The sequence below is a fragment of the Phyllobacterium zundukense genome, assembly GCF_002764115.1.
GTDB classification, from domain to species: Bacteria; Pseudomonadota; Alphaproteobacteria; order Rhizobiales; family Rhizobiaceae; genus Phyllobacterium; species Phyllobacterium zundukense.
The window spans coordinates 466,198-489,907 of record NZ_CP017941.1 but is presented as its reverse complement, the minus strand read 5'-3'; the positions used below and the strand labels follow the sequence as shown (position 1 = coordinate 489,907).

Here is a 23,710-nt window from a genome sequence, read left to right as displayed (position 1 = left end):
CGAAGCCTCCGCGGAAAAGACAACGTGGGAACTTTCACAGGCTCGGCTATTAACTTCATCAGTTTAATTGTTCCATGTCTGATTTATCTTGTAGGGATTCTGACACGAAACTGAACTCCGTCATCTGTCGGCCAGGCACAATCAGGGAGAAATGTTTGCGTCCGATGTGTAACCCCGTACAACATCACAACCACGCATGCAGAGGGGCAAGTTCGGCTTCGACAAGCGCTGTGGCTTCTGCAGTGAGCTTAAGCAACACGGCGAGAACCGAATGGATATGTTCTTTGATTTCCTGATTGAGAAATTACTCGGCGTGGCAAAACGCGGTTATCTCGCAAAAATCCTTGCCTGGACCGGTATTGGTCTGTTGACGGCCGTCTCCTTGCTATACTCGTACGATCGCCTGGTCGAATTCGTTAATTTTTATTTTGGAACAAATCTCTGACAAGCACGCTAATCGATCTGGCTTGTATTTCTCCGAAGCTAAGATACTTTTGCCTCCAGCTAACGCGCTATAGGGAATGGGGCCTTGATGTTCATATTTCTGCTGTTTGCGGGCGTCTTCCTGCATTCGGTCTGGCAAGCTTACAAGGATTTTGCATTCTATCGAGACAACGACTGGGACTATTCAGTCGATAGCGGCGTTGAAATCTATAAGGGGGATACCACCGACAAATGTGCTCGAATGGGCAACCGAGACCGGCTCGTCTATGGCCATGCATTCATGCTGGTGGTGAGTGGAATCTCCTGTTTGGTGTCTTGGCTTTTATGGGATTCAGGAACAATTGGAACGACGCCATAATCCGAAGGGACTAATGCCGGAACTTGAGCCTTCTGCTACCGTTTCCCCCGCTATGTATGAAGATTACAAGTCATTCCCAATGGTCTCAGTGCTGCAGCGCGGCACCAGCATCGGCATTACCTCGGCCTACGATGCCGCGAAGTTCATACTGGAGCAATGGCCCGACGAAGCAGCGGGACCGAAACTCTACGTCTGCAAGGAAATTTTATTGAAGTGCCTGGCGGGGGAATGCTCGGCTGCTGTGGCGCGGGTGGCATTTTGGGAGGCGGGTATCTTCATCGAGACGCAGCGGCGGCCGACACCAACCGGAAAGGTTGAGCGCTGGGGGAAGCGCAAGCCGCGGCGCAGGGCCTAGTTTTTTATCATTTCTTAACCATACGAGCGCAGCATTTTAGGGCTGGCGCTCCCATCTCATGTGGCTACCAGTCAGCATCCCGGCCGCCGCCCCCCATCGGCGGTCGGGGCCTTTGACTGGGCTAAGTCGGAACGTTTGCCCTGTTTGCAGGTTTACGTTGCGTTGGAGGCCATCCCAACAGAGGCCTGGCGAGGATTCACCAGATTACCCCGTTAAATCGTCAGGCCTCACCTGCAAGGGAAAGCCACGGCGAAGGTTGTAGACCGGAGACCCAAAAGGCATATTTCACACTGACGTCACCAGGGAACGTCGTCCGCAAGAACGTGATATAAGCACCCGTGTTGCGGGGCGGACTGTAAGTTCGGTCAGTCCTTGCGGAGCCGAAGGTAACGCGATGCGCTGTCCCCTGCCGTGTGACTACACCCAACCAAAGGAATGCAGAAACGGATGAACACCTGCCAAGAGCGCACCCGTCGCGCCGATTGTTGCTAGCGCCAACTCGTAACCTCTCAGGCTGATCCGCTTATGGACATAGACCTTTCCGTCTTTCCAGTGCAGATCTCCGTTCTCATCCATCTTGAAGTTATCGAGTTCACTCAAGCTGATTGTTCGTAGCGCCATGGTGTCCCTCCCGATCGCCGCGGCCTGATCATTAATTGCCTGTTTGTGTTCTCAAGGTAACCAATTCCCGAGCCAACAAATCGAGTTTCAACTCCAATTCATCAATCTTTGAGTCAAGCCTTTGAATCAGGCTTCCCTGGCTGTTGATGATTTCAGCATGTTTGTTGAGAGCGTCGTTCTGCTCGTTATGAAGGCAAAAGAGATATCTCAGCTCGACATTCAGCGCGTCGTTCGGATCGAGAGCAAAGCCGCGCGAGCAGAAAGCGAATGCCTGCTGTGGCACAATGACCAGCGCCAGGCCCCACACAATTATTTTTAGCATGATGATGTCCCCTATCCCCGCCGGAACAGTTGCAGAGGTGGGGATAGGCGTCAATAAGGCGTTTTGTAGGGGATGCACTGTGAGCTAGTGCACGCGTAAATCTCACCAGTCCATCTGTCGTGGACGCTGACCATAAACCCCGACGTAGGCACTACATCGATCCGATTTGTCCAAGCGTAGAACGTAACGGCCAGCAATATTGCAGCAGCTATTACAGTTGACCCTAAAATGTTGCTCATTCTGTCCCCCTAATGCCCAACCGCAAACTGGCAGAGCTCGGGTAGAGCGTCAATCTTCCGAGCACGCCGCACCGTCTTACGTATCGGCTAGGCGCGTTCATCGGTAATGCCAGCTTTAGTATGGCTCATACGCCGCGCGAACAGACCATGCCGTGGGCAAAAGAAAACCCCGCCGAAGCGGGGTTAAACAATGTGCTTATCCCCGCGTGGGTTCAGGCAGCGAGCAACTCGTAGTGAGAATGATTGTTATTCACCATCTTAATGTTAATCGTCTGTTCTTCCACTGTAGGAACGCTTCGACGCGACAATTCATCGATCCCGGCATCTACCGGCAGGTCCAACTTCTCAACAGCCATTCTTCTGATGAGTGCCTCGGCAGAGCTGTCGAGTTCAACTTCGCCACGCTCCCAACGACCGATGGATTGCTTATCCCTATGCACTAGCTTTGCAAGCTCAGACTGGGTCAAGCCCATTTCGGTACGGAGAAAGCGCAATTCATCTCCGCTAATCCCCTTGGAGTGGCTGACAATACCAAGAGCAATTATGTGATGAAGCTCATTAATTGCCGGAATCGTGATGGTTTCATCGCCATCATCATCCAGCTCAACCGCAATGCCACTGATGTAGACATTGGTCAGTCCGCTTTCCGTGTAATGGTGTTCGTTACTCATCTTCCTCTACTCCAATTATTGAGCCGGCGATCCGCTCGTATTCATCGATCCACATGACCGAAATAATCTTTATCAGGCATCCGGTTTTCGCAGGTATTACAACCACGCCAATAGCCCTGCTGCCGCTATTTGGCGTCCTGCACTCAACTCGGTACCGAAAATGACCAGCCCGAGTTGCGGGAATCGGCTGTTGATATACGAACCCGTTTCTCAGGGCGTACAACACATCCGACATGATAAGGTTGCGTTCCGCTAGGCGTTCACCGGCATGAAGTTTATAACTCAGAACTAATTTTCTATCTTTCGCAATTGCTCTGATTTCATCCGTCGCACGTCCAGGATTCCAAGGCTGAGTGGTGGTCACTATTCCCCCCAAGCGAACACCATCTCGGTACTCGTTATGTATCATGGTGATACTTAAATAAGGTTTAAAGGTCAATTAGCAAGATGTATTTTACATCGTTCGTATTACATTTTTCAATTTTGTCGTATCCCATGTTGCAAGCCTACGCACTGAGTGGTCGCAGAGACGCTCCAGATGGTAGGTTGCAATTTACCTTTTAAACCGTACGCCTTGGGCACCGCACCGCGTGTCTTCGACCACGCCTTCGCGTAGCGGCGCACTGAATCATAGCTGCCCTCAAATCCAAGGGTGCGAAGTTCCTCGTAGATGCGGATCAGCGTCAAACGCTCGCGCGATTGCTTGCCTTCGTTGGCCTGCAGAAACTCATCGACCTGTTCCCGCCAGGGACCGATCCGAGGCAAGGGCTGATGTTCCCGTTCATAGGAAAAATCCGTCTGGTCCGAGCGCAGAATCTTGCGCACCGTGTTCCGCGAGACATGCAGCTCGCGGCTGATCTTCTTCATCGACCAGCCCTGTACATGGAAGGCTCGACGAACCCGCGCAATCGTATCCACTGTCTTCAACTCCCGCTCCATCCGCTGCCAAGTCGGATGGTCAGATCTAATCCAAGGGGGTCAAAATTGGGCTCTGACGCAGTTTTGGTGCTTTGCATGATCAGATAGCCCCGATCAATCTGGCTTGGAGCAAATCGAGCTTTCCGCGACCGTACATCTGTCGTTTGACGAGCTTGAGTTTGGTGATCTGCCCTTCGGTCTGGGCATTTGACCTAGGTGAGACGATTGCCGCGTGGACGGCGGCTTCATCCTTGGGTCTCGAGCAACGATCTCGATCTGCTGATGGTTTGCAAGCCAGGCCTGTGCGGTGGCTGGCTCCCTATCTGGCAACAGGCTGACTGGCCGACGTCGCTCAAGATCACAGATGATCGTGCCGTAGCGTTGGTTGCGCCGCCATGCCCAGTCATCGATACCGATCACTTTGGGCGGGCTTATCGGCGGGCAGCCCCGTCTTCGAACCACTCGCAACAAGGTGTCATTGCTGACTGGCAGCATCAGCCGCTGGGCGAAACGCGCTGCGGGGCGTCCGCCGAGTGCCAGTCCGAGATGGTGGACGATTTGCTCGAGGCGTGCGGTTCGGCGTGCATAAGGGGAAAGAACATCACCAAAGCGCTCGGCGAATATTTGGCGGTGACAGAGCACTGCGTCACAGCGAAAGCGACGCGCCACTACCAAGAGCCTGACACTTTGGCCGGCAAGGGGCAGATCCGAAACCTGACGCTGATAACGACTGCGTATTCGCCTGGAGACCGTCCCGCAGGCCGGACACGTCGCGGTGTTCTTGGCTCGAGAAATGACGATCGCCATTTGGTTGCCGTCTTGGTTGGCGTATTCAACAACGAAACCAGGTGGAACGAGATTGGAGGGATGCAATGCAGCTCGCATGGTGCTGATTCCTTCGTGGAAACCAACAACGAACATCACCAGAACTGCATCAAAACTGAGTCAGAGCCAATTTTGCATACGATGACATAATTGCTGTCGTTGCTCCTTTGAAGACTTCTCCGGCAAAATGACCCGGTGATGATGTCACAAAAGGGATTGACTATCCCACGCAATTAAAGGGCCTAAACACACTCCATGCCAAGCGCAGCTTGGAATTGCGCTTCGCTGAGACTGGATTTTGACGCCGAGATAACTCGCATACGAGATCGATGTCGTAAACCTTACCGGGCCTACCCTGCAGATAGCGCAACAACGAAGTCCGCCAGGCCACCGCTGGCAACAACCGCTACTATTCTCACTCACCAGTTTCGCGCTGCCTTTGTGGTTGATGTTGCCCTTCCTCGGCGATATTTGAATCAACAGGGGTTGGTCATTTTGGGGCTGCAATGATTGAGTTATTTCTCTTGGCTTTGGCAATTGTGGCTGCGCATTCGGTCCTAACCAAATTGGGTCTGATCAAGGACAACCCAAAAGGCCCGCCTGGAATCACCAAGCAGACGGAGCCTCAGGCTCCTCGCAAAGACGATTATCATCAGCGTATTCGTGATTGGCGTGCAAAATGGGAGCCGCACGTCGATCGCATGAAGTGGATACCATCGGGAACGGCTGAGAGAATTCTTGAGCAGTTTCCGGCCCCGAGCAGATCGACCGATTCTGTCATCAATAAACTGTTGAATAGAAATCCGGCTCTTGAGGAATTGAAATCTGATTTCAAAAACCACAACGACGTGTTTCGGGTCATGCAGAAGAAACTGCTGAAACCCCTATTCGACTCCGTTGAAAAAAATCCGCTTACAGAAGAGCAGATCAACGCCTGCATCTGCATGGACCGCAGCGTGCAGGTAGTGGCGGCTGCCGGGTCAGGGAAGACGTCGACAATGGTCGCCAAGGCTGGCTACGCCTTACATCAGAAATTGGCCAAAGGAAGCCAGATTCTTCTTCTCGCATTTAACACGAATGCGGTGCAGGAACTTAGAGATCGAGTCAAAGCACGTCTCACGAACTTCGAAGGTGCCAATGAAATCGGAGTAGATACATTTCACGGATTCGGCCTGCACGTGATCGCAACAGCGAGCGGCAAGAAGCCCTCGCTGGCTCCCTGGCTCGAACAGTCGGGTCAAGATGTCGAGATGATCGGCAAGATCATCAAAGACCTGTCCGACGGAGATCCAAAGTTTCACATTGACTGGAACATTTTCCGTCTCGTTTATGGTCGCGATATCGGTCCGCGGGGTGCCCCGTCGGAGCCTGATGCTTATGAAAATGGTCGCCGTGGTTACCGAACCGCCAATGGCGACATCGTTAAAAGCAAGGAAGAGCGGCTGATAGCAGACTGGCTATTTTATCATAACGTGCCGTACGTCTACGAACGGGACTATGAACGCAGAACCGCAACCGAAACGCATAGACAATATCAGCCCGACTTCTATTATCCCGACATCCAACTTTACCATGAGCATTTCGCTTTCGGGGCGGACGGGAAGGCTCCGGATCACTTCGATGGCGATTATGTCGAAGGAGCGAAGTGGAAGAGGTCGTTACATGCGGAAATGGGCACCGCGCTCTTCGAGACCACGTCGCACCAGGTTTCGACCGGTGCGGCCCTGTCAAATCTGGAAACCGAGTTAAGGAAGCGCGGGCAAACAATTCGTTTCGATCCGGATCGCAAAGCCGAAGGACTCCAGCCGATTAGCTATAAGGAACTTGCTAGGACGGTTCGGATATTTCAGCAGCATGTCAAGAGCAACGGTCTCACGCAATCACAAATGAAAGAGGCGACCGCCAACCAGTTAAATCACGGACATGCCGCCCGTATCTTGCTGTTTGTAAGGCTGTTCTACCAGATTTCCGAGGAATGGGAACGGAGACTGAGAGAGGGAGGCTGGATCGACTTCGAAGATATGCTCATCCAGGCCGCACAATACATCGAAGCTGGGACATATCAGAGCCCCTTCATAATGGTTCTCGCTGACGAGTTCCAGGATTCCTCCCGCGCCCGAATCTGTCTTTTGAAGGCACTATCCGACGCAAAGAACGGCCAGGTTCACCTGTGTGTCGTCGGAGACGATTGGCAGGGTATCAATCGGTTCGCGGGCGCCGACATATCTGTGATGACTGAGTTTGAGAGGCTCTTCCCCTATGCATCCCGGCTGACATTGGGAACGACATTCCGGTGTCCGCAATCACTCTGCGATATCTCCAGCACGTTTATCCAGGCGAACCCTGTCCAGATCAGAAAGACAGTCAAAACCACCAGCACCTATTCGAATGTGTCAGTCCTGGCATTCGCCTTCAAAGACATGTTCAATGTTCAGGAGCATTTGAGAGAGCAGTTCGATCTCATGCGCCGTTATATCGAGGAAGGGAAGCTGAAGCCCAGCAGCGGAGATCGAATCACAGTCCTGCTGCTCGGACGCTATCGCAGCGACTCCCCGAGCCAGTTGAGGACTTGGCAACGCAGGTTCGGTGATATGCTCGATATTTCTTTCAAGACGATTCATTCATCCAAGGGCCTGGAGGCCGACTACGTGATGCTGTTGAACGTGGTCGAAGGCTTCCGAGGCTTTCCAAGCCAGATTGAAGACGACCCGCTACTGCAGATTCCGATGCCTGCGCCGGACCCGTATCCCATGGCTGAAGAACGACGTCTTTTCTATGTGGGGTTGACCCGCGCCAAAAGGCAGGTTCGAATTTATACGAGCTTGGCGAACCCGTCGCGTTTCGTCACCGAACTCGTCGCGAAGGGTGGTTTGAAGATTGAAGCCGTTGACGGGGAGCTGCAGGAGCCGTGTCCGAAATGTAAAATCGGAGTCCTCAAACTTCGCACCGGGAAGTTCGGCGAATTCGAGAGCTGCAGCACCTGGCCACGTTGTGACTTCAAACGGAATGTTGCCGATACTGACAAGGCCACTACAGGTCACTGGCTACAGAACGAGAAACGCTCAATTTTGTAGGTCTCCGAGGACACTTTCGTCGGGTTTCCCGATTCGATGTTGGAAATATGTGGCGCGACCTCGAAAACGACCGCGCCTACAATGTCGTGACGACCAAACCGCGTGCGCCAGGCCCGACGGCCGTGGTCAAGGAATGTTTCGCTGTAGAAGCCGACGCTGTAGATCGATTGGACTCACGATACTGCGTGTCCGGCGCAATGTCCGCTTTCAGGATCTCCTGCGACCCGCACAAAGGTCCAACATGAAGGCGCAAAGCGGACATTGTTAAACGACTGCCATTAGGATGAAACAGAGGCTGGCAGCAATACTAATTGCCGATATACTCGGGTGCTCGAGGATCGTTGAGACTGACGGCTCCGCTGCCAGATGGCTGAATGAGGTGACTGGGGATAAGGTAATGAGACGGCGATGGGCGCTTATTGCCTCCTTTTGTGTTTTAAGCGGAGGTTCTTTTGCCCAGCAGTTTCCCGTGGCCGTCGATCTGGAATTGGTGATTGCCGTTGATGTCTCTTATTCGATGGATATCGAGGAACAGAGGGTTCAAAGAGAAGGTTATGTGAATGCCTTTCGAAGCCCGGAAGTCGTCAGAGCCGTGCTCGGCGGACCGCTGGGAAAGACCGCAGTGACGTTCGTCGAGTGGGGTGGCTCGGCGGTTCAGGTGGTGCCGTGGACTCTGATTGATGGTCCGGAGTCCGCCGCCCAATTTGCCGAGGAGCTGCGCCGGCAGCCGATAAGACGGATATCCTTTACATCGATCTCAAACGTGCTGGCGTTCGCGCGAGAGCTTATCCGAACCAATCGATTTCGGGCGAGCCGACGCGTAATCGATGTTTCGGGCGACGGGCCCAACAATGCCGGGGCTCCGGTGCCCGTTGCCCGCAATGCAGCAATCGCTGATGGAATCACCGTCGATGGTCTGCCGATCATGTTGAAGACCGGACCGGATTCGGCAGCGATCCATGACCTTGATGCGTACTACGAGGCATGTGTCATCGGGGGAGACGGGGCATTTTTAGTGAAGGTGTCAGACGTCAGTCAGTTTGCCGAGGCAATTCGCAACAAGCTCGTTGTCGAGATCGCGGGGTTCAAGCTAAGCGAAGTTCAGGAGCGCCAACTGGCCCTCGCATCCGTGCAATACACACAACCTTACAATTGCCTAGTCGGCGAAGAGTCTCAGGAACGTGCCATTGGAAAGTGATGGGCGCAACATCAAGATACATCAAAGGGGGCATGACGTCCCGTCATGACATTGACGAAGTCACACATGCCATCTCCTCTTTAACGTCCGGAAGTGGCGCTTGGCGGACTCTTTGAGGGATTCGCCTCACGTCCGCTATCGACGGTATCCACGCCGTAGTGGGGGTGATTGCAACCGCCACTAGGACGCGACCTTCGTCTCAACCGGATACCTTCCTTATTCCAAGGCTTCGGATGCATTTATCCAGCGGGTTTTGGCAACGGCTCAATGCGAATGTAGGGATTGGCTGGATCATAGGAACCTCTTGGTTCGCCGGTCCCCGGTGAGACGACATCAATCATCAGTACACCGTGTGGACCGAAGAGATAATCAATGCCGGCGCACAAATGAGCCAGAGATCGAAAATCGACGTTTCTAAACTCGCTTTCTGCAAGAAACGCGGCGTCATCCCAAACCTTACCTTTTAGTGCGAAATAGCCTGAAGTTTTCAGGTAGTTGGTGCCCTTCTTCTTGTTGATAGAGGAACCTTCACAAGCACCTCCCGCCAGTTTGGACAGTTTAAGGTTGCGGAGAGTTTCGGCCTCGGGAGTCGCAAGCTTGCGGGAGAATTTGCGCAAGTAAGTATTCTTGACTGGATCGTTAGTCATCGTCTTGCGCCAACTGGCAGGGTATTTTTCTTGAGCATGCAATGAACACGGAAGGCCAATTATTAGTATGCCCGCAAGCAAGGAGAGGGATCGGCGCGTGGTGGAACGCGGAAAAACAGAGATGTCGATCATTTGCTGCACCCTTTGCTTGTTAGAGGAATGTTGTTGGCACTGAAATCAAGTCATCTGCGATCGCACTGCAGAAGTTAGATCATTTGAATTTCCGAAATCCGTGACAATGCTAAAGTCACGCATCTCTTCAGAGGTCAGATCTCTCAACTTCTTCGTCGAGAAGATGATCGGAACCAGACCGCTGCCAATGCCCATTTCGCCGAGATATGCCTCAACATCAGGCTTCGCGCGGGCACTCGTCCCCATGTGAACACCCATATAGTTTTGGTCGGCTCTCAAATTCGGCCGGGCGCGACCCCTAAGCCTGCGCATCGAGCGGAATCCGAACGATTACTCATCCAGTTCCAGTCAGTTCACCTCCATGATCCGTTTCGGCAGACACCTCATCCTCCAGCATCTGAATTTTATCGGCAGCGGCATCAACTAAATGGGACCATATCTTTGCAAGGTTGTCTGCGGCATTGCGGTATGTCTCGTCGACATCCTGTTCATTCATCAGCTCAAGAACCTCGTCAAAATCACGCTGCCCTTTTTGAATGACTGCGCGCAAACGTTTGGCGTGCTCGAGACTCAGTCCAGGTCGGTCGAGAGCCTGAGGCACTTCCTCCACCAACCGTTTTACAAGATCCGCGTGTCCTCGAAGCCTTGGAATCCAGTCAATCGACATCGTTTCATTCCCCAAACGGTTTGCCGCACCCTCAGCAACTAAAGAAAAACCGGTATGATGACAACTTGTAAAGCGGCGGGACGACTCCGCTTGTTTCGGCTTTCAGTGCCACATTCTTGCAGAAATTTGATCACGCCGACCGCTTGCCTACACTCAGAACGAGAGGTCTTATGGTCTAGCGTCAAAACGTGGTAGACTATTTATTGCGAGCCTGAGGGGGTGCTCTTCCATGGGACGCTTTAATACAGCTGTCATTAATCTGGTCATTTTGGTGATTTTCGGTTTGCACGGAGACGCCGGAGAAACCAAGTCGAAATTTCCACCCGATGAGAAATTAAACGTTCCATCGCTCACTCTTACTGAAGAGCAGTTTCTAAAGGGAGACACCGCAAACGGCGTTCCCGTTACTTTGACGGGAGAGCTTAGATTTCCCAATTGGAATGAGCGGCTACCAGCTGTCGTGCTGCTGCATGGTTTGTCTGGTAATAAGAGCACTCAAGGAGCCCGATGGGCCGCCTTTCTCAACGGAATGGGAATTGCCACGTTCCGTCTCGACGGCTTCGGCGGACGCGGCATAGAAAACCTCATGACAGATCAGTCCCAGCTGAGCTTTCTCGCGCAGTTCTACGACACATATCGCGCGGTCGACGTGCTCGCTGCTCACCCGCACATCGATCCGTCGCGCATTGCAGTATTGGGCTACTCTCGCGGAGGCACTATCGCGCTCTACACCTCCCTGCGACGCTTCCAAAACGCCCATGGGCCAACCAAAACGCGCATCGCCGCACATGTTGCCTTCTATGGTGCCTGCAACATTCAATTCATCGATGAACTCGACGTTGCCGACGCACCAATCCGCGAATTCCACGGCTCGGCCGACGATCAGACCTTGGCTGCGCCCTGCCGTGACTACATTTCGCGCCTCAATGCTGCCGGAAAGGACGCTGTCATGACCGAGTATCCCGGCGCGCATCACGGGTTTGATGTCCCTGATGCGGTGCCCAATTTAATGGCACAGACCTCGCGCAATTGTCAGCGCCGTGAAGAAGCCGGGAAGATAGTCAACGTCGCTACGAATAAGCCATTCACCTACGACGATGCTTGCATGGAACTCGGCTCGACTGAACGTTACGACAAAGCCGCGACTGAGGCAGCACAAGCCGCCGTGAAGAAGTTCTTGACGGAAGTGTTTGGTCTCAACTGATTTTACAGACGAACCCAGGAATGACGCTCATTTAGAACGGACCGTAGCCAGTCGAGGAACTGCCATGCGCGATATCGCCGAGTGGCTGGAGGGCCAAGGTTTTGGGGAGTACGCGGAAGCGTTCGCCAGGAACAAAATCGATCGCGATGTGCTGCCAAGCTTAACGGGGGAGGACCTCAAGGAGATGGGCGTTGCCACGGTCGGCGATCGCCGGAGGCTTCTCGATGCGATCGCCGTCCTTTCACGGACCCACAATGCGCGGCATGAGGAAGTTGTCGCGGAACCCGTCGCACGTGCTAGGTCCCCGGAGGAAGTGTCAGCCGAACGCCGCCAGCTCACGGTGATGTTCTGTGACCTTGTGGGTTCGACGCCTCTCTCGGTGGAATTCGACCCCGAGGACGTGGCCAACGTGATCCGTGTGTATCACGAAAGCTGCGCGAAAACCGTCGCGCGATGGAATGGGCACATCGCCAAGTTTATGGGCGATGGGGTCCTGGTCTATTTTGGCTGGCCGCGCGCCCATGAGGATGATGCGGAGCGCGCCGTCCAGGCGGGTCTCGAGCTGACATCGGCAGTCGCAACGTCGGACACCGCAATAGGACGGCCCCTTGCAGCTCGTGTCGGCATCGCGACCGGCCTTGTAATGGTCGGTGAAACGAGCGGCGCAGGTACGGCACGTGAGCAAGCTGTGGTCGGCGAAACGCCGAATCTGGCGGCGCGCCTGCAAAGCGTCGCGGAGCCCGGGACTGTGGTGGTCGCGTCGAGCACGCGGAAGCTGCTCGGCAATCTGTTCAAGACAACCGAGCTTGGCGAGCAGTCCTTGAAGGGATTTGCGGAGCCCGTGCGCGCTTGGTGCGTGACCGGCTATGAGCCCAAGGAGACGCGCTTTGAGGCGCTGCACGGCGGACTTCGTACGCCGCTGATCGGGCGCGACGATGAGGTGGAACTGCTTACGAAACGATTTCAGCAGGCAGAGGCTGGAGAAGGCCAGGTCGTCCTCATTTCGGGCGAGCCCGGCATCGGCAAGTCTCGGCTTTGCGAGGCCTTGCGGGCCAGGCTGCTCGACCGGCCCCATACGCGCCTGACATACCAGTGCTCGCCCTCTCACACGGACCGAGCGTTTCACCCTCTGGCCATGCAACTTGAGCAGGCAGCCGACATTCGACCCGACCTCGATCCTGGCGAAAAGCTGAGAAGGCTTGCGGCGATACTGCCGATATCCGCTGCCGAGGAGCAATTGTCGATTCTGGCTACCTTCCTCTCAATACCGTTGAATGGAGGAAAGGGTCTGTCGGGACTCGATCCGGTCCAACAGGCGGAGCGAACCTTTGAGGTGCTTACAGGCGTTGTGGAGGAATCCTGCGCAAACGGGCCCGCGGTTCTCGTCTTCGAAGACTTGCACTGGTGCGACCCGTCGACGCTCGAATTTCTGAACAGACTCGTCGACAGGGTGGAGACCCTGCCGGTCCTGCTGCTGGTCACCTCACGCCCTGGGATCCGCGTCGCGTGGTCGGATCAGCCTCACGTCACGACGCTGATGTTGAATCGCATGAGTAAGCGTGAGTGCGAGAAAATGCTAAATTCCGTGACAGATGCGGCCTTGCTGCCCGCTCACATTCTCGAAGAGATCGTGAATCGGAGCGATGGCGTCCCGCTTTTTCTTGAGGAGATGGCTCGGACCCTCATCGAGGCACAAGAAAACCAAGCAAGCGCCACGGGTGAGTTGAAGCTCGAAGTACCCGCATCTCTTCAGGACCTATTTATGGCCCGGCTCGACCGGCTCCTCACCGGAAAGCAGGTGATTCAGACCGCAGCAGCGATCGGTCGCGAGTTCACGATCGAGCTCCTGGAGCGCGTGTGCGATCTGGACGGAGCTGCGCTTCAGAATGCTCTGGACACGTTGGTGGGTGCCGGCTTGCTGGTCTCCCGCCAAACCGCCTCGGGACCGGGTTACGTCTTCAAGCACGCCCTTCTTCAGGATGCGGCCTACAGCAGCCTGCTCCGCGATACTAGAAGAGAACTGCACAGGCGCATTGCTGGTGCGCTAGAGCAGTCGTCGAGTGATGAGCCGTCATTGCTAGCGCATCACTACGAATGTGCGAATATCTGGCAAGACGCCCTGAACTGCCGGCTTCGCGCTGGGGCGAAAGCCGAAAGCCGCTCTGCTGATTGGGAGGCGGCGCAGCATTACCGGCGCGCCATCTATGCCTTGGAACACCTTCCCGACACCGCGGAGTACCGGCAAGCCTACCTCCAAACCGTCCTGGCCCAAATCGCAAGCGGCGGGGAGGGATACGCGACTGAAGGAGAGCGCGCTGAAGCGCTTCACCGGATCAACAAGGCAATTGAACTCGCTGAGGGAAATGTCCCGGCTTTGGCACGCCTGGAGTCGTTCAAGGGAATGGCTTGGCGGGAGGAGTCTTTGCTGGCGACCGCAGAGCGGCGTGCTAGTGTCGCAGACGCGGAGCTTCAGGCCCAGGTCGCGCGCCGTTACGCCTATTTCCTGGGTAATACCGGCCGGCTCGAAGAATCGCTCGGTAAGATCGAAAAGGCCGTCGAGCTCTGCAAGCACGTTGGGGACCTAGAACAGCTTGGTGATTTCGTTGCAGGCGCGGGTCGCTGCTACAATGCCCGCGCGGGCAGGCTGGAGCGGTCGCTGGAGTTCGCAGCAATGGCCCGAGGAATTGCAGCGTCAACCCACGACCTGCAGGTGCGCTCGTGGTTGGCAATGGAAGCCGAGCCTTGGTTTTATAAGGGGCTTTGGCACCGCGTAGTCCGGGTTGTCGAGCTGAACTTATCGACAGCGTGGGAAAACGGACGATGGAGTGTCGTTTTGTGGGCTTCGGGTTGGGGGGCCATCGCCTGTTTGAAGCTAAACCGAATTTCCGATGCTAGGGCCCTTTTGGAGCCGGCGATGAAGACGGCGGCGCGCCGCATGGATGACGACTACTGCAAAATTTATCCGCACATAGCCCTGAGCCAGTTGCACATCGCCGAGGGCGACGCCGCAGCGGGGTTGCAGTCTGCGAAACGTGCGTTGAATCTCGCGGAGCGCGTAACGGCAAGGCTTGAGATCGGCGCTGCCCACCGCGCGCTCGGCCAAGCCTACGAGGCCCAGGGCGATCGCCAATCGGCAGACGAGCTGTTTCGTCGAAGTATTGATATTCTTCAAGCAATCCAGTCCAGGCCAGAGCTCGCCCAGAGCCTGCTTGCCTACGGTAGATTTGAACGCGCGATTGACGGAGACAAAGCCGAGGAATTTCTACACAGCGCCCTACAGCTTTTCAAAGAGATGGAAGCGGATGGCTGGGTCGAAGAAACCCAAAGCGCCCTTCTTCAATGACCTCATCAATCTCACGCCGACAGAAAATGTCGCGCGTATGCATGCATTCCAGCCAGCGCCCACGTTCTACCTGCCCGTCACGTACGTTGTGGGCGCATCGGCGACATCCCGCGTAGTGACGGAGCGTCCCGTTTCGACCGAGACCGGAAACTCGGACATGTCTTGTCAGCCTCGATTTATGAGTTGACGGCCTAATGCAGGCTGGCGTTTAGTTGCTGGGCGTTCGCTTCAGGTAACGAGTTAGATTGCTTTCCGCTCTCCGCAGGCGGCTGTCAACGAGAGCCCTTGCGGCTTCGCCGATCCAGAATACATACGCCACACCTCGCGGCGGCTGGATTCAAAGGGATCATCGTCCAAACGCGTGACGAGAGTAGCCGAAAAAGTGGTCTCTAGGTCGATTCCCGGCAGCCGGCCAATGAAATCACCCATTCCGATATGCTTTAAAGAGCGATTGTAGAATTTCCGGCACCAATCGGATGCATCAAAAAAACAGCTCTTATCGGCATTTTCAAACGAAGGGTTTCTGGCGGTTTATGAGATTGAACGGGTTGATGTGGTGAGCCATGGCGTGTCTTGCCTGAGCACCTTTACGGATCAACGAGATCACTGCCGATTGACTGCGGCCCGTTCCAGATGATCCATCTTATCCAAGACACGGCGCGTTGTCCGTTCCACGGCGATAATCTTGAGGTCGGGAATTCCGGTCCGAAATCCGACAAAAAGTTTGCTATTCTCATCGCGCTTATCATCAACGTTTGCGACGCAACCCTTTAGAGCGCGCCGTCGCGGATGCGTACGAGGAAATCCTCCTGGCCGATCTGGCCACCCTTGAGAACAAGTTCCAAGGGTGCTGATCCGTCAAATCTGTGCCCCATACAGACGGGGGAACCTGGCGATTGAGGAATTGGGTGGCGAAGAGTCAACGCCCCGATCCTGAGTTCCTTCAAGGCGTGACTTGACGTGTCGCCGCCTGCGACGATCACCCTTTTGAGATCGTTTTCGTTCGCAAGACGGTTCAATATGGCACCAAGGCGTCGACCGACCCGATCATTTTCGTTCGAACTGCCTGCTGGTCGAGATGACGGCGTTCCAAGTGAGGTGAAGAGCAGGGGACTCCTACCGGATTTCAGGACCGTCGTGGCGCGATCGGTAACTTCCGTCTCAGCTTGCCCCGACCCGACCCCTGTCGCCAGCGCCTCAAAATTGACCTGGACCGGTTCGAAACCGTTTTGGCTGGCGTATCTGATCTGTGTTTCCGTGGTTGGTGAGCAGCTTCCAGACACCACCGCAATCCTATCTTCGGCGGCCAATGGAACTGGTGGCGCTGGCTGCGGAAGTTTGCCCCTGGCGCGCAACGTTTCAATATAGGCGTACTCGACACCGGACGATCCGAATATGAGTGGTCCTGCTTCGCCAAGATGCATGTTGACGAGTTCACCCGCGAGACGCTGGCTCAGCAGATCGGCGACATCGATCATGACGACTTTGTGGAACTCATGCAGCGCATTGCGGAATGCCATGGCACCTTTGCCTGCAAGTAACGATGGAAGATCGACAAGTCCTATCGGCGCCTGTGTCTGCTCTGCCAGGTGTCTGCGCAGATCGGCTTCATGCATCGGCGTCGCGGGGTGGCGGCTCATCACTGGATGCCTGTCTATCCTGAAAACTTCGTCGCGAAACCGCGCGTATAGTTCCCCGAACATCGTATAGCGCCCAAGTTGCGGCACCCCGATAATCAAAGGGGTGACGTCCTGTTCGAACGTTTGAAGGCCGATGTCGATGGCGCGGCCGATCGAACCCTGTTCCGGGGAGCTGTCGAACGTCGAGCACACTTTGTAGTGACAGATCGGCGCTTCCAGTGAGCTGAGCCACGCGAATATCCTCGGCAGCTCACGGTCCATCCAATCAAGTGTTTGACTGCGGCTTGTTCCCGCCAGTCCGATCGCGGCCATATTGTTGAAGACCTTCAGCCGCGTCTCATCCGGAATTTCCGTGAAAAGAACCGTCTCAATGCCGTTTGAGCTCAAAGCTTCCATTGCATCGGTTGAGCCCGTGAAGTCGTCGCCGTAAAAGGTGATCTGCGGCTTTACAGTCATGAGAAACGCGGCCGAAAGGTTTCAACTGCGGCGCGCAGGGCAGGGTGTGTCGCCGAATAGGCTTCAAGACTAACGCCCGCGACAGCCGCCTGCCATGCTTCGCGCAAACTGCTAATGCCCCCGGCCAACCCTTGCGGGTGGCCCATTATTCCGCCGCCGGCACAATAGATCAGATCGGTTGAATCAAGCGCTTTGTAGGTGTCCTCGACCTGCTCGGCCGACTGCCCCGATGAAAATACCGGCATCACCCGGAAATCCTTGGCGCCGCGGAAAAGCGGAGTGAGGCATTGACGCGCCGATGCGATGGACGATGCACCATCTTCGCTGAATTTGTTGCGCAGACCGTTGACATGAAGGTGATCAACGCCAGCGATCCTCCAGAATTTCTGCCAAGCGATGAAACTGATGCCAATATCGGGCGAGCGCGAAAACAGGCCCCAGCCGTTGCGATGCCCGTGAATCGGTAAGTCTGTATGGCGTCGTAACTCTGTCACGCAAGGCAGGCCAACACTGTGAATGCCAACCATCACGCAGGTGCCGCCGGCGTCCCGCACGAGATCGGCATTTCGCTTCATCTCATCCATCTCGCCCGTGATGTTGAAAGCGTACATCGGCTTCTTGCCCGTGCTGTCCGCGAAACGATTGAGAACCGTCATGACAGCCTGGACCCGGTCGGCGATGGGACAGTGTGGACCATTGGCCTGCAGTTCATCATCTTTCAGAAAGTCAATTCCGCCCTCGGCAAGTTCCAAGACCAGGCTGGCCGTATCCGCAGGACTCAAGCCGACGCTCGGCTTGATGATTGTGCCGATCAATGGTCCCGAGGACACGCCAGTGAGCAAACGCGTCCCGGCGATCCCCGCCTGCGGGCCGGCATATTTTTGAGCGAACTCTTGGGGGAACTCGACATCAAGAAGGCGAAGTGCAGATACCTCGCGCAATTCGAAGAGATTGCCGGCGACGGTCGCCAGGACATTTGGCAGTGATATGCCCATGTTCGCCAGCGACCAGGAAAGGCGAATTTTGCCGCGGGTATACTTCGTTCCATCGATTTTGCACGGGAGGGATGGCTTATCGAACTGCCCAGTCTCAACAATAGATTCGATGCGAGCACCAAATGCCTCCTTAAGGGCCTCAGTCTCGCCTGCAAGCTTCATGAACGTGCCTGAAGATTGTTCGCCAGCGATGATGGCCGCCGTGTCGGTCAGATCGCCCGGTGTCTCGAGATCATACTCAGCGTAAATCCTGTCCACATTTTCCTCCCGTCGATTGCCAAAACACATAACAGGAAGAATATTACCTGATCAACTCATTATACCAGTTGACAACATGATTTCTTCTCGACAAATTCCACAACACAATCCAAGGGAGGGTTCTTCATGAAAATTGCACTTCTCGGTGCCGGCGGAAAAATGGGCACGCGGCTCGCGAAAAACCTCAAAGGATCGCGATTTGAAGTGGCTCATGTCGAAGTCAACGAGGCCGCCAAAGCCCGACTTAAGGACACAATCGGGGTTGATTGCGTAACGCCGGACGAGGGCATGAAGGGAGCTCAGATCGTTATTCTCGCGGTACCCGATACGGCAATCCGGGCGGTGTCCCACCAGATCGTCGACAAGGTTGAAGCGGGGGCGATGATTGTCATTCTCGATGCCGCAGCGCCGTTCGCCGGGCATCTGCCGAAGCGCGACGACATTACGTATTTCGTCACACATCCCTGCCATCCGCCAATCTTCAACGATGAGACAGATCTATCTGCCAAGCGTGATTTTTTCGGTGGTGTGGCCGCCGCACAGTCGATTGTCAGCGCGCTGATGCAAGGGCCTGAGGAGCACTTCGCCCGAGGCGAGGAAGTGGCCAAGCTGATCTACAAGCCCATCCTTCGATCCCACCGGGTTACAGTCGAGCAGATGGCGCTGCTGGAACCTGGTCTTTCAGAAACTGTCTGTGCTTCCTTGCTTGTCGCCATGAAAGACGCGCTGGATGAAGTTGTGCGCAGGGGTGTCGATCCGGTCGCGGCCCGTGATTTTCTGCTCGGCCATATGAACATCCTTGGTGCGGTCATCATGGGCGAGGTGGAAGGTGTCTTCTCGGACGCCTGCAACAAAGCCATCGAGAATGGCAAACCCCGGATCATGCAGCCGGACTGGCTGGACGTATTTAATCACGACGAGATCACGGAAAGCATTCGGCGCATCACCTGATCTGCCGACCGCGCAGCTCTGTTGGAGGACAGAAGAGACCACCTGGAAATAACAATCGTTAATTATGTCACTCGGGAGGAGAAACCATGACATTCTTGAAGCAACTAATGCTCGCGACTGCGACAACTGCGCTCTTGGCGGCATCACCTGTCATTGCCAGTGCGGCTGATCTGATGGCCATCATCACGCCGTCACACGATAATCCGTTCTTCAAATCGGAAGCGGAAGGTGCAAAGGCGCGTGCTGAGGCATTGGGTTACGAGACGATCGTGCTCGTTCATGACGATGATGCCAACAAGCAGAACGAGCTGGTGGATACGGCGATCGCACGTGGCGCGAAGGCCATCGTCCTCGACAATGCGGGTTCCGACGCTTCTGTCGCTGCAGTCCAGAAAGCCAAGGACGCCAAGATTCCTTCCTTCCTCATTGATCGTGAGATCAACGCGACAGGAATTGCGGTCTCGCAGATTGTTTCCAATAATTATCAAGGTGCGACGCTCGGCGCTGAATTCTTCGTCGAGCAGATGGGCGAAAAGGGCACCTATGTCGAACTCGTCGGGCGTGAAGCTGATATCAATGCCGGCATTCGCTCCAAGGGCTATCACGACGTCATCGATCAGTATCCTGAGTTGAAGATGGTTTCGCGCCAGTCGGCGAACTGGAGCCAGACGGAAGCCTTTGCCAAGATGCAATCGATCCTTCAGGCCAACCCGGATATTAAGGGCGTAATTTCCGGCAATGACACCATGGCCATGGGCGCTTGGGCAGCCCTTAAGGCGGCCAACCGGACCGATGTCATCCTGGTTGGCTTCGACGGTAGTAACGACGTGCGCGATTCCATTCTCGAGGGCGGTATCAAGGGTACGGTTCTGCAGCCAGCATATCGTCAGGCCGAAATTGCTGTCGAGCAAGCAGACAAGTTTATCAAGACCGGCTCGACAGGTGAGGAAGAAAAGCAGTTGATGGATTGCGTTCTGATCACCGCTGACAATGCTAAAAATCTTGAAACATTTGCACTGAAGGAATGAGCAGAAAGGGCATGACGGGGTAAACCCGTCATGCCCTTCAGTCTTTCTCAAACTGGATGCTCGCGGGTGAAATTGATGACAATCAGAATGAATGTGCTTGTCGCCGTCTCAATTGCCGGCGCGGTGCTTGGCCTATCCGGCTGCAAGCTCAAGAAGAATGAAGTGACAAATGCCAAGGCATCCGGGCAGATCGAAATATTCTTCGACTCGTCCGACTTCAATGCGGACAAGGTCGTATCCGACATATGGTCGTCCAAGATCGAGCCATTCATACATGAAAAGACTCGTCCATTCGACGAGGTTCAATCAGCCTTGGCACGCGATGCGAAAGCTGCTGGCCCCCAATATGGATACAGCGAAAATCCCGCACAAAATCCATATAGCTTCATCGTCAAACTCGACGGCAAGGTGCTTGAAGCCAATACCAAATCGAGAGCTGCCTATATAACGCTCGACACCAACGCAGATGGCAAGAGTGACGCCAAGGTGCAGCTTGGTCCGGTTATCCGCGGCACCGCCTTGCGCGATGTACTCCCCTTCATCCCGTTTAGCGCCTTCAAGAACCAGATCGAATACGCCAATGTTGGACGTGCGCTGAACAACCACGTCTTCGAGAGCAAGCTTTCGAAACTCGACCGCGAAAATCTCATCGGAAAGCAGGTGAGCCTGACTGGCGCTTTCGTTACCCCGACCACGGGCGCAGAAATCCTGATCACGCCGTCTGACCTTACAGTCACAGGTGGTCAGTAATGAGCTCTGTTGACCAGGATGTCGTACTCAGCGTCCGGGGCGCAACCAAGGTTTACCCTGGAACGGTTGCGCTCAAGTCTGTGGATTTCGACGTTCGCAAGGGCGCTGTGAACGTACTTGTCGGCGAAAATGGTGCTGGCAAATCCACCCTCATGAAGATTATCGCCGGCGTTGAACAACCCACGGAGGGAACCATCCTGCTGGGCGGCGAACCGGTGCGCCTGACCAGCACCAAGGACGCTATTGAAAACGGCATTGGCATTGTCTTCCAGGAACTCAACCTGTTCCCGAATATGACTGTTGCAGAGAATATTTTCATCACGCGAGAGCAATGCCGCTTTCGTGTGGATATCGACCGCAAAGCGCAGGAAGAAAAGTCCCGAGCGCTGATGCGCCGCCTGGAACACGACATTCCGGTTGACCGGCCTGTCGGAGAGCTGCGGATCGGCCAGCAACAGATCGTCGAGATCGCCAAGGCTTTGTCCCAGGACGCAAGGATCCTCATCATGGACGAGCCGACATCCGCATTAAGCGCCACGGAGGTCGAAATCCTGTTCCGCGTCATTGCCGAACTGAAAGCCCAAGGGGTCGCCATCGTTTACATTTCGCATCGCCTTGAGGAACTGGTCCGCATCGGCGACTTCATCACCGTCCTCCGGGACGGGAGTATTACCGGCTCAAGATCGATGAAGGATGTCGATGTTCCGTGGATCGTCCGCAGCATGATCGGGGCGTCCTCCAAAGACTACGCCAAGACGGCTGAGCACAAATACGGCAAAGAGATCCTGCGTATTGAGGATGTTACCCTCCCCAGGCAAGGTGGCGGTTATACCGTCGACCATGTCTCGCTTTCGCTACGGGCGGGTGAAATCATCGGCATCTATGGCCTCATGGGCGCGGGGCGAACAGAATTGTTCGACTGCATCATCGGCCGTCACAGGCATGCGGGCGGCACGATTACGGTCGACAATAAAGCATTGCCAAAAGCAGATGTTCTTGAGCGGATGAATGGCGGTCTTGCGCTCATACCCGAGGACCGCAAGGCCGAGGGTCTGATCCAGATCATGTCAGTCAGCGATAATATGACCTTGGCAAGTCTTTGGAATTACGTGCGAGGCGTGCAGATCGACCGCAAGAAAGAACGCTCCGCAGTTGCAAGCTATATTCGCAGTCTTGCCATCAAGATTGCGAATCCGGAAAACGAGGTGGCGTCGCTGTCGGGCGGAAACCAGCAGAAGGTGGTCATCGGCAAGGCATTGATGACCGATCCCAAAGTGCTGCTCATGGACGAACCGAGCAGGGGTATCGACATTGGCGCCAAAGCGGAGGTGTTCCGCACCATGCGCAAGCTTGCGGCCGATGGGCTCGGAATTCTGTTCGTCACCTCCGATCTCGAAGAGGTCATGGCGTTGTCGGACCGTATCATCGTTATGTCGAAAGGCCGGATCACCGGTGATTTTGAGCGCGAGGAAGCCACGGAAGAGGCTGTGGTCGCAGCATCGAGCATCGGGCACGACGTAAACAATCAAACAGTGGAGGCTCGATCATGAGCGCTACCATCGCCAAGCAGGCACCCGGATTGAATTCAAGTTCCGCTGTGATGGCGCTCCTTCATATGCGCACCTTCATCGCCCTGTTTCTTGTTCTGATTTTTTTCTCATTTGCCGCGCCGAATTTCCTGAGCACTGCCAACATGGTGATCATGTCGAAACACGTGGCGCTCAACGCATTCCTTGCGATCGGCATGACATTCGTCATCATCACCGGGGGAATTGATCTTTCCGTTGGATCGATCGTTGGTCTGTGTGGGATGGTTGCAGGCGGACTGATCATGAATGGGCTCAATCTTGGCCCGATCGGTTATACTGTCTATTTCAATGTTATCGAGGTCGTTCTGATCACATTGGCCGTAGGGGTGTTGATCGGAGCACTCAACGGATTTCTCATAACCCGGTTGAATGTCGCACCATTCATCGCAACACTTGGCACCCTTTATGTGGCACGGGGCCTTGCGCTTCTGTCGTCCGACGGGCGTACGTTTCCAAACCTTGTAGGCAATGCCGAGCTTGGAACGACAGGATTTCCCTTTCTCGGATCGGGGCTGATCCTCGGTATTCCTGTATCAATCTGGCTGCTCGTGATTATTGGATGCGCCGCGGCCTATATTGCCATGCGTACGCCGCTCGGGCGCTTCATCTATGCTGTCGGCGGCAACGAACGGGCAGCGGCTTTGTCAGGCGTGCGCGTCAATCGCGTGAAGATGTTCGTCTATATGTTCTCAGGCTTTTGTGCAGCGATCGTCGGCCTGATCATTTCCTCCGAACTGGTGGCGGCTCACCCAGCAACAGGCGAAAGCTTCGAACTTAACGCGATCGCTGCGGCTGTCCTTGGCGGCACCTCAATGTCTGGCGGTCGCGGCAGGATCGGCGGCACAATCGTCGGCGCATTCGTCATCGGAATTCTCTCCGATGGTCTTGTAATGATGGGCGTCAGCTCGTTCTGGCAAATTGTCATCAAGGGCCTGGTGATTATTGCCGCCGTTGTTGTTGACCAGTTCCAGCGAAGATTGCAACAAAAGCTGGCCCTGCAGCAGCAAGCGGCGATTGGAGGTTAA

Annotated in this window: 20 protein-coding genes and 2 pseudogenes; 12 read left to right on the top strand and 10 right to left on the bottom strand. The window is 55.0% G+C overall.

The window, feature by feature from the left end:
- The first annotated feature begins 271 nt into the window (after positions 1 to 271).
- The 3 genes from BLM14_RS31215 to BLM14_RS22245 all read left to right on the top strand — a co-directional run bounded on the left by BLM14_RS31215 (position 272) and on the right by BLM14_RS22245 (position 1,157).
- Positions 272 to 445, top strand: coding sequence for a hypothetical protein (locus BLM14_RS31215; protein WP_157929578.1), 174 nt, complete (start codon positions 272 to 274; stop codon positions 443 to 445).
- Between the two features lie 87 nt (positions 446 to 532).
- Entirely contained in the window at positions 533 to 802 is a 270-nt protein-coding gene (locus tag BLM14_RS22250; protein ID WP_100002025.1) for a hypothetical protein, read from the top strand.
- Positions 803 to 815: 13 nt separating this feature from the next.
- On the top strand, positions 816 to 1,157 hold the full coding sequence (locus BLM14_RS22245; RefSeq protein WP_100002024.1) for a DUF982 domain-containing protein: 342 nt from the start codon (positions 816 to 818) through the stop codon (positions 1,155 to 1,157).
- Positions 1,158 to 1,574: 417 nt separating this feature from the next.
- On the opposite strand, the gene BLM14_RS22240 is transcribed toward BLM14_RS22245, so the two are convergent.
- From BLM14_RS22240 to BLM14_RS22215, 6 genes and pseudogenes are all read right to left on the bottom strand, one after another.
- On the bottom strand, positions 1,575 to 1,778 hold the full coding sequence (locus BLM14_RS22240; protein ID WP_100002023.1) for a hypothetical protein: 204 nt from the start codon (positions 1,776 to 1,778) through the stop codon (positions 1,575 to 1,577).
- A 31-nt stretch (positions 1,779 to 1,809) separates the two neighbouring features.
- Complete coding sequence (locus tag BLM14_RS22235; RefSeq protein ID WP_100002022.1) at positions 1,810 to 2,100, bottom strand: hypothetical protein; 291 nt, start codon at positions 2,098 to 2,100, stop codon at positions 1,810 to 1,812.
- Positions 2,101 to 2,551: 451 nt separating this feature from the next.
- On the bottom strand, positions 2,552 to 3,010 hold the full coding sequence (locus BLM14_RS22230; RefSeq protein WP_100002021.1) for a helix-turn-helix domain-containing protein: 459 nt from the start codon (positions 3,008 to 3,010) through the stop codon (positions 2,552 to 2,554).
- Complete coding sequence (locus BLM14_RS22225; RefSeq protein WP_100002201.1) at positions 3,003 to 3,374, bottom strand: DUF4258 domain-containing protein; 372 nt, start codon at positions 3,372 to 3,374, stop codon at positions 3,003 to 3,005. Before BLM14_RS22225 ends, BLM14_RS22230 begins: the two co-directional genes overlap by 8 nt.
- Positions 3,375 to 3,589: 215 nt before the next feature.
- Positions 3,590 to 3,937 (bottom strand): annotated as a pseudogene (locus tag BLM14_RS22220) (helix-turn-helix domain-containing protein); the annotation flags it as partial.
- A gap of 246 nt (positions 3,938 to 4,183) precedes the next feature.
- Positions 4,184 to 4,813, bottom strand: a pseudogene (locus tag BLM14_RS22215) (ISL3 family transposase); the annotation flags it as partial.
- Positions 4,814 to 5,259: 446 nt separating this feature from the next.
- Between BLM14_RS22215 and BLM14_RS22210 the strand changes: the two are divergent.
- The gene (locus tag BLM14_RS22210) at positions 5,260 to 7,827 is read left to right on the top strand and encodes a UvrD-helicase domain-containing protein (protein ID WP_100002020.1); all 2,568 of its coding nucleotides are present in this window, start codon (positions 5,260 to 5,262) and stop codon (positions 7,825 to 7,827) included.
- A 469-nt stretch (positions 7,828 to 8,296) separates the two neighbouring features.
- On the top strand, positions 8,297 to 9,025 hold the full coding sequence (locus BLM14_RS22200; RefSeq protein ID WP_237143587.1) for a DUF1194 domain-containing protein: 729 nt from the start codon (positions 8,297 to 8,299) through the stop codon (positions 9,023 to 9,025).
- 239 nt (positions 9,026 to 9,264) lie between these two features.
- Here the strand turns inward: BLM14_RS22200 and BLM14_RS22195 are convergent, their stop codons facing one another.
- Complete coding sequence (locus tag BLM14_RS22195; protein ID WP_237143586.1) at positions 9,265 to 9,804, bottom strand: hypothetical protein; 540 nt, start codon at positions 9,802 to 9,804, stop codon at positions 9,265 to 9,267.
- A 334-nt stretch (positions 9,805 to 10,138) separates the two neighbouring features.
- Positions 10,139 to 10,471: a hypothetical protein gene (locus BLM14_RS22185; RefSeq protein WP_100002017.1), complete on the bottom strand. Its 333-nt coding sequence runs from the start codon at positions 10,469 to 10,471 to the stop codon at positions 10,139 to 10,141.
- A 229-nt stretch (positions 10,472 to 10,700) separates the two neighbouring features.
- On the opposite strand from BLM14_RS22185, the gene BLM14_RS22180 reads away from it, so the two are divergent.
- Together BLM14_RS22180 and BLM14_RS22175 are read left to right on the top strand one after the other, a co-directional pair.
- Positions 10,701 to 11,675, top strand: a complete 975-nt coding sequence (locus BLM14_RS22180) for a dienelactone hydrolase family protein (RefSeq protein ID WP_100002016.1) — start codon at positions 10,701 to 10,703, stop codon at positions 11,673 to 11,675.
- Positions 11,676 to 11,739: 64 nt separating this feature from the next.
- Complete coding sequence (locus tag BLM14_RS22175; RefSeq protein WP_100002015.1) at positions 11,740 to 15,018, top strand: ATP-binding protein; 3,279 nt, start codon at positions 11,740 to 11,742, stop codon at positions 15,016 to 15,018.
- Positions 15,019 to 15,788: 770 nt separating this feature from the next.
- Here BLM14_RS22175 and BLM14_RS22165 read toward each other — a convergent pair.
- Both BLM14_RS22165 and BLM14_RS22160 read right to left on the bottom strand, forming a co-directional pair.
- Complete coding sequence (locus tag BLM14_RS22165) at positions 15,789 to 17,114, bottom strand: four-carbon acid sugar kinase family protein (protein ID WP_100002013.1); 1,326 nt, start codon at positions 17,112 to 17,114, stop codon at positions 15,789 to 15,791.
- The gene (locus BLM14_RS22160) at positions 17,111 to 18,367 is read right to left on the bottom strand and encodes a ribulose-bisphosphate carboxylase large subunit family protein (RefSeq protein WP_237143585.1); all 1,257 of its coding nucleotides are present in this window, start codon (positions 18,365 to 18,367) and stop codon (positions 17,111 to 17,113) included. The genes BLM14_RS22165 and BLM14_RS22160 overlap by 4 nt, the downstream gene beginning before the upstream one ends.
- A 126-nt stretch (positions 18,368 to 18,493) precedes the next feature.
- On the opposite strand from BLM14_RS22160, the gene BLM14_RS22155 reads away from it, so the two are divergent.
- From BLM14_RS22155 to BLM14_RS22135, 5 genes are all read left to right on the top strand, one after another.
- Positions 18,494 to 19,318, top strand: coding sequence for a phosphogluconate dehydrogenase C-terminal domain-containing protein (locus tag BLM14_RS22155; protein WP_100002011.1), 825 nt, complete (start codon positions 18,494 to 18,496; stop codon positions 19,316 to 19,318).
- 107 nt (positions 19,319 to 19,425) lie between these two features.
- Positions 19,426 to 20,346 carry a D-ribose ABC transporter substrate-binding protein gene (locus BLM14_RS22150; protein ID WP_418314267.1) on the top strand — a complete coding sequence of 307 codons (921 nt, stop codon included), beginning with the start codon at positions 19,426 to 19,428 and terminating at the stop codon, positions 20,344 to 20,346.
- A gap of 75 nt (positions 20,347 to 20,421) precedes the next feature.
- Positions 20,422 to 21,096 (top strand): DUF2291 family protein, encoded by a 675-nt coding sequence (locus BLM14_RS22145; RefSeq protein WP_157929577.1) that lies wholly within the window; start codon positions 20,422 to 20,424, stop codon positions 21,094 to 21,096.
- Positions 21,096 to 22,646 carry a sugar ABC transporter ATP-binding protein gene (locus BLM14_RS22140; RefSeq protein WP_100002008.1) on the top strand — a complete coding sequence of 517 codons (1,551 nt, stop codon included), beginning with the start codon at positions 21,096 to 21,098 and terminating at the stop codon, positions 22,644 to 22,646. Before BLM14_RS22145 ends, BLM14_RS22140 begins: the two co-directional genes overlap by 1 nt.
- 50 nt (positions 22,647 to 22,696) lie before the next feature.
- A complete protein-coding gene (locus BLM14_RS22135) occupies positions 22,697 to 23,710 on the top strand; it encodes an ABC transporter permease (RefSeq protein ID WP_418314265.1) in 1,014 nt (337 codons plus the stop codon).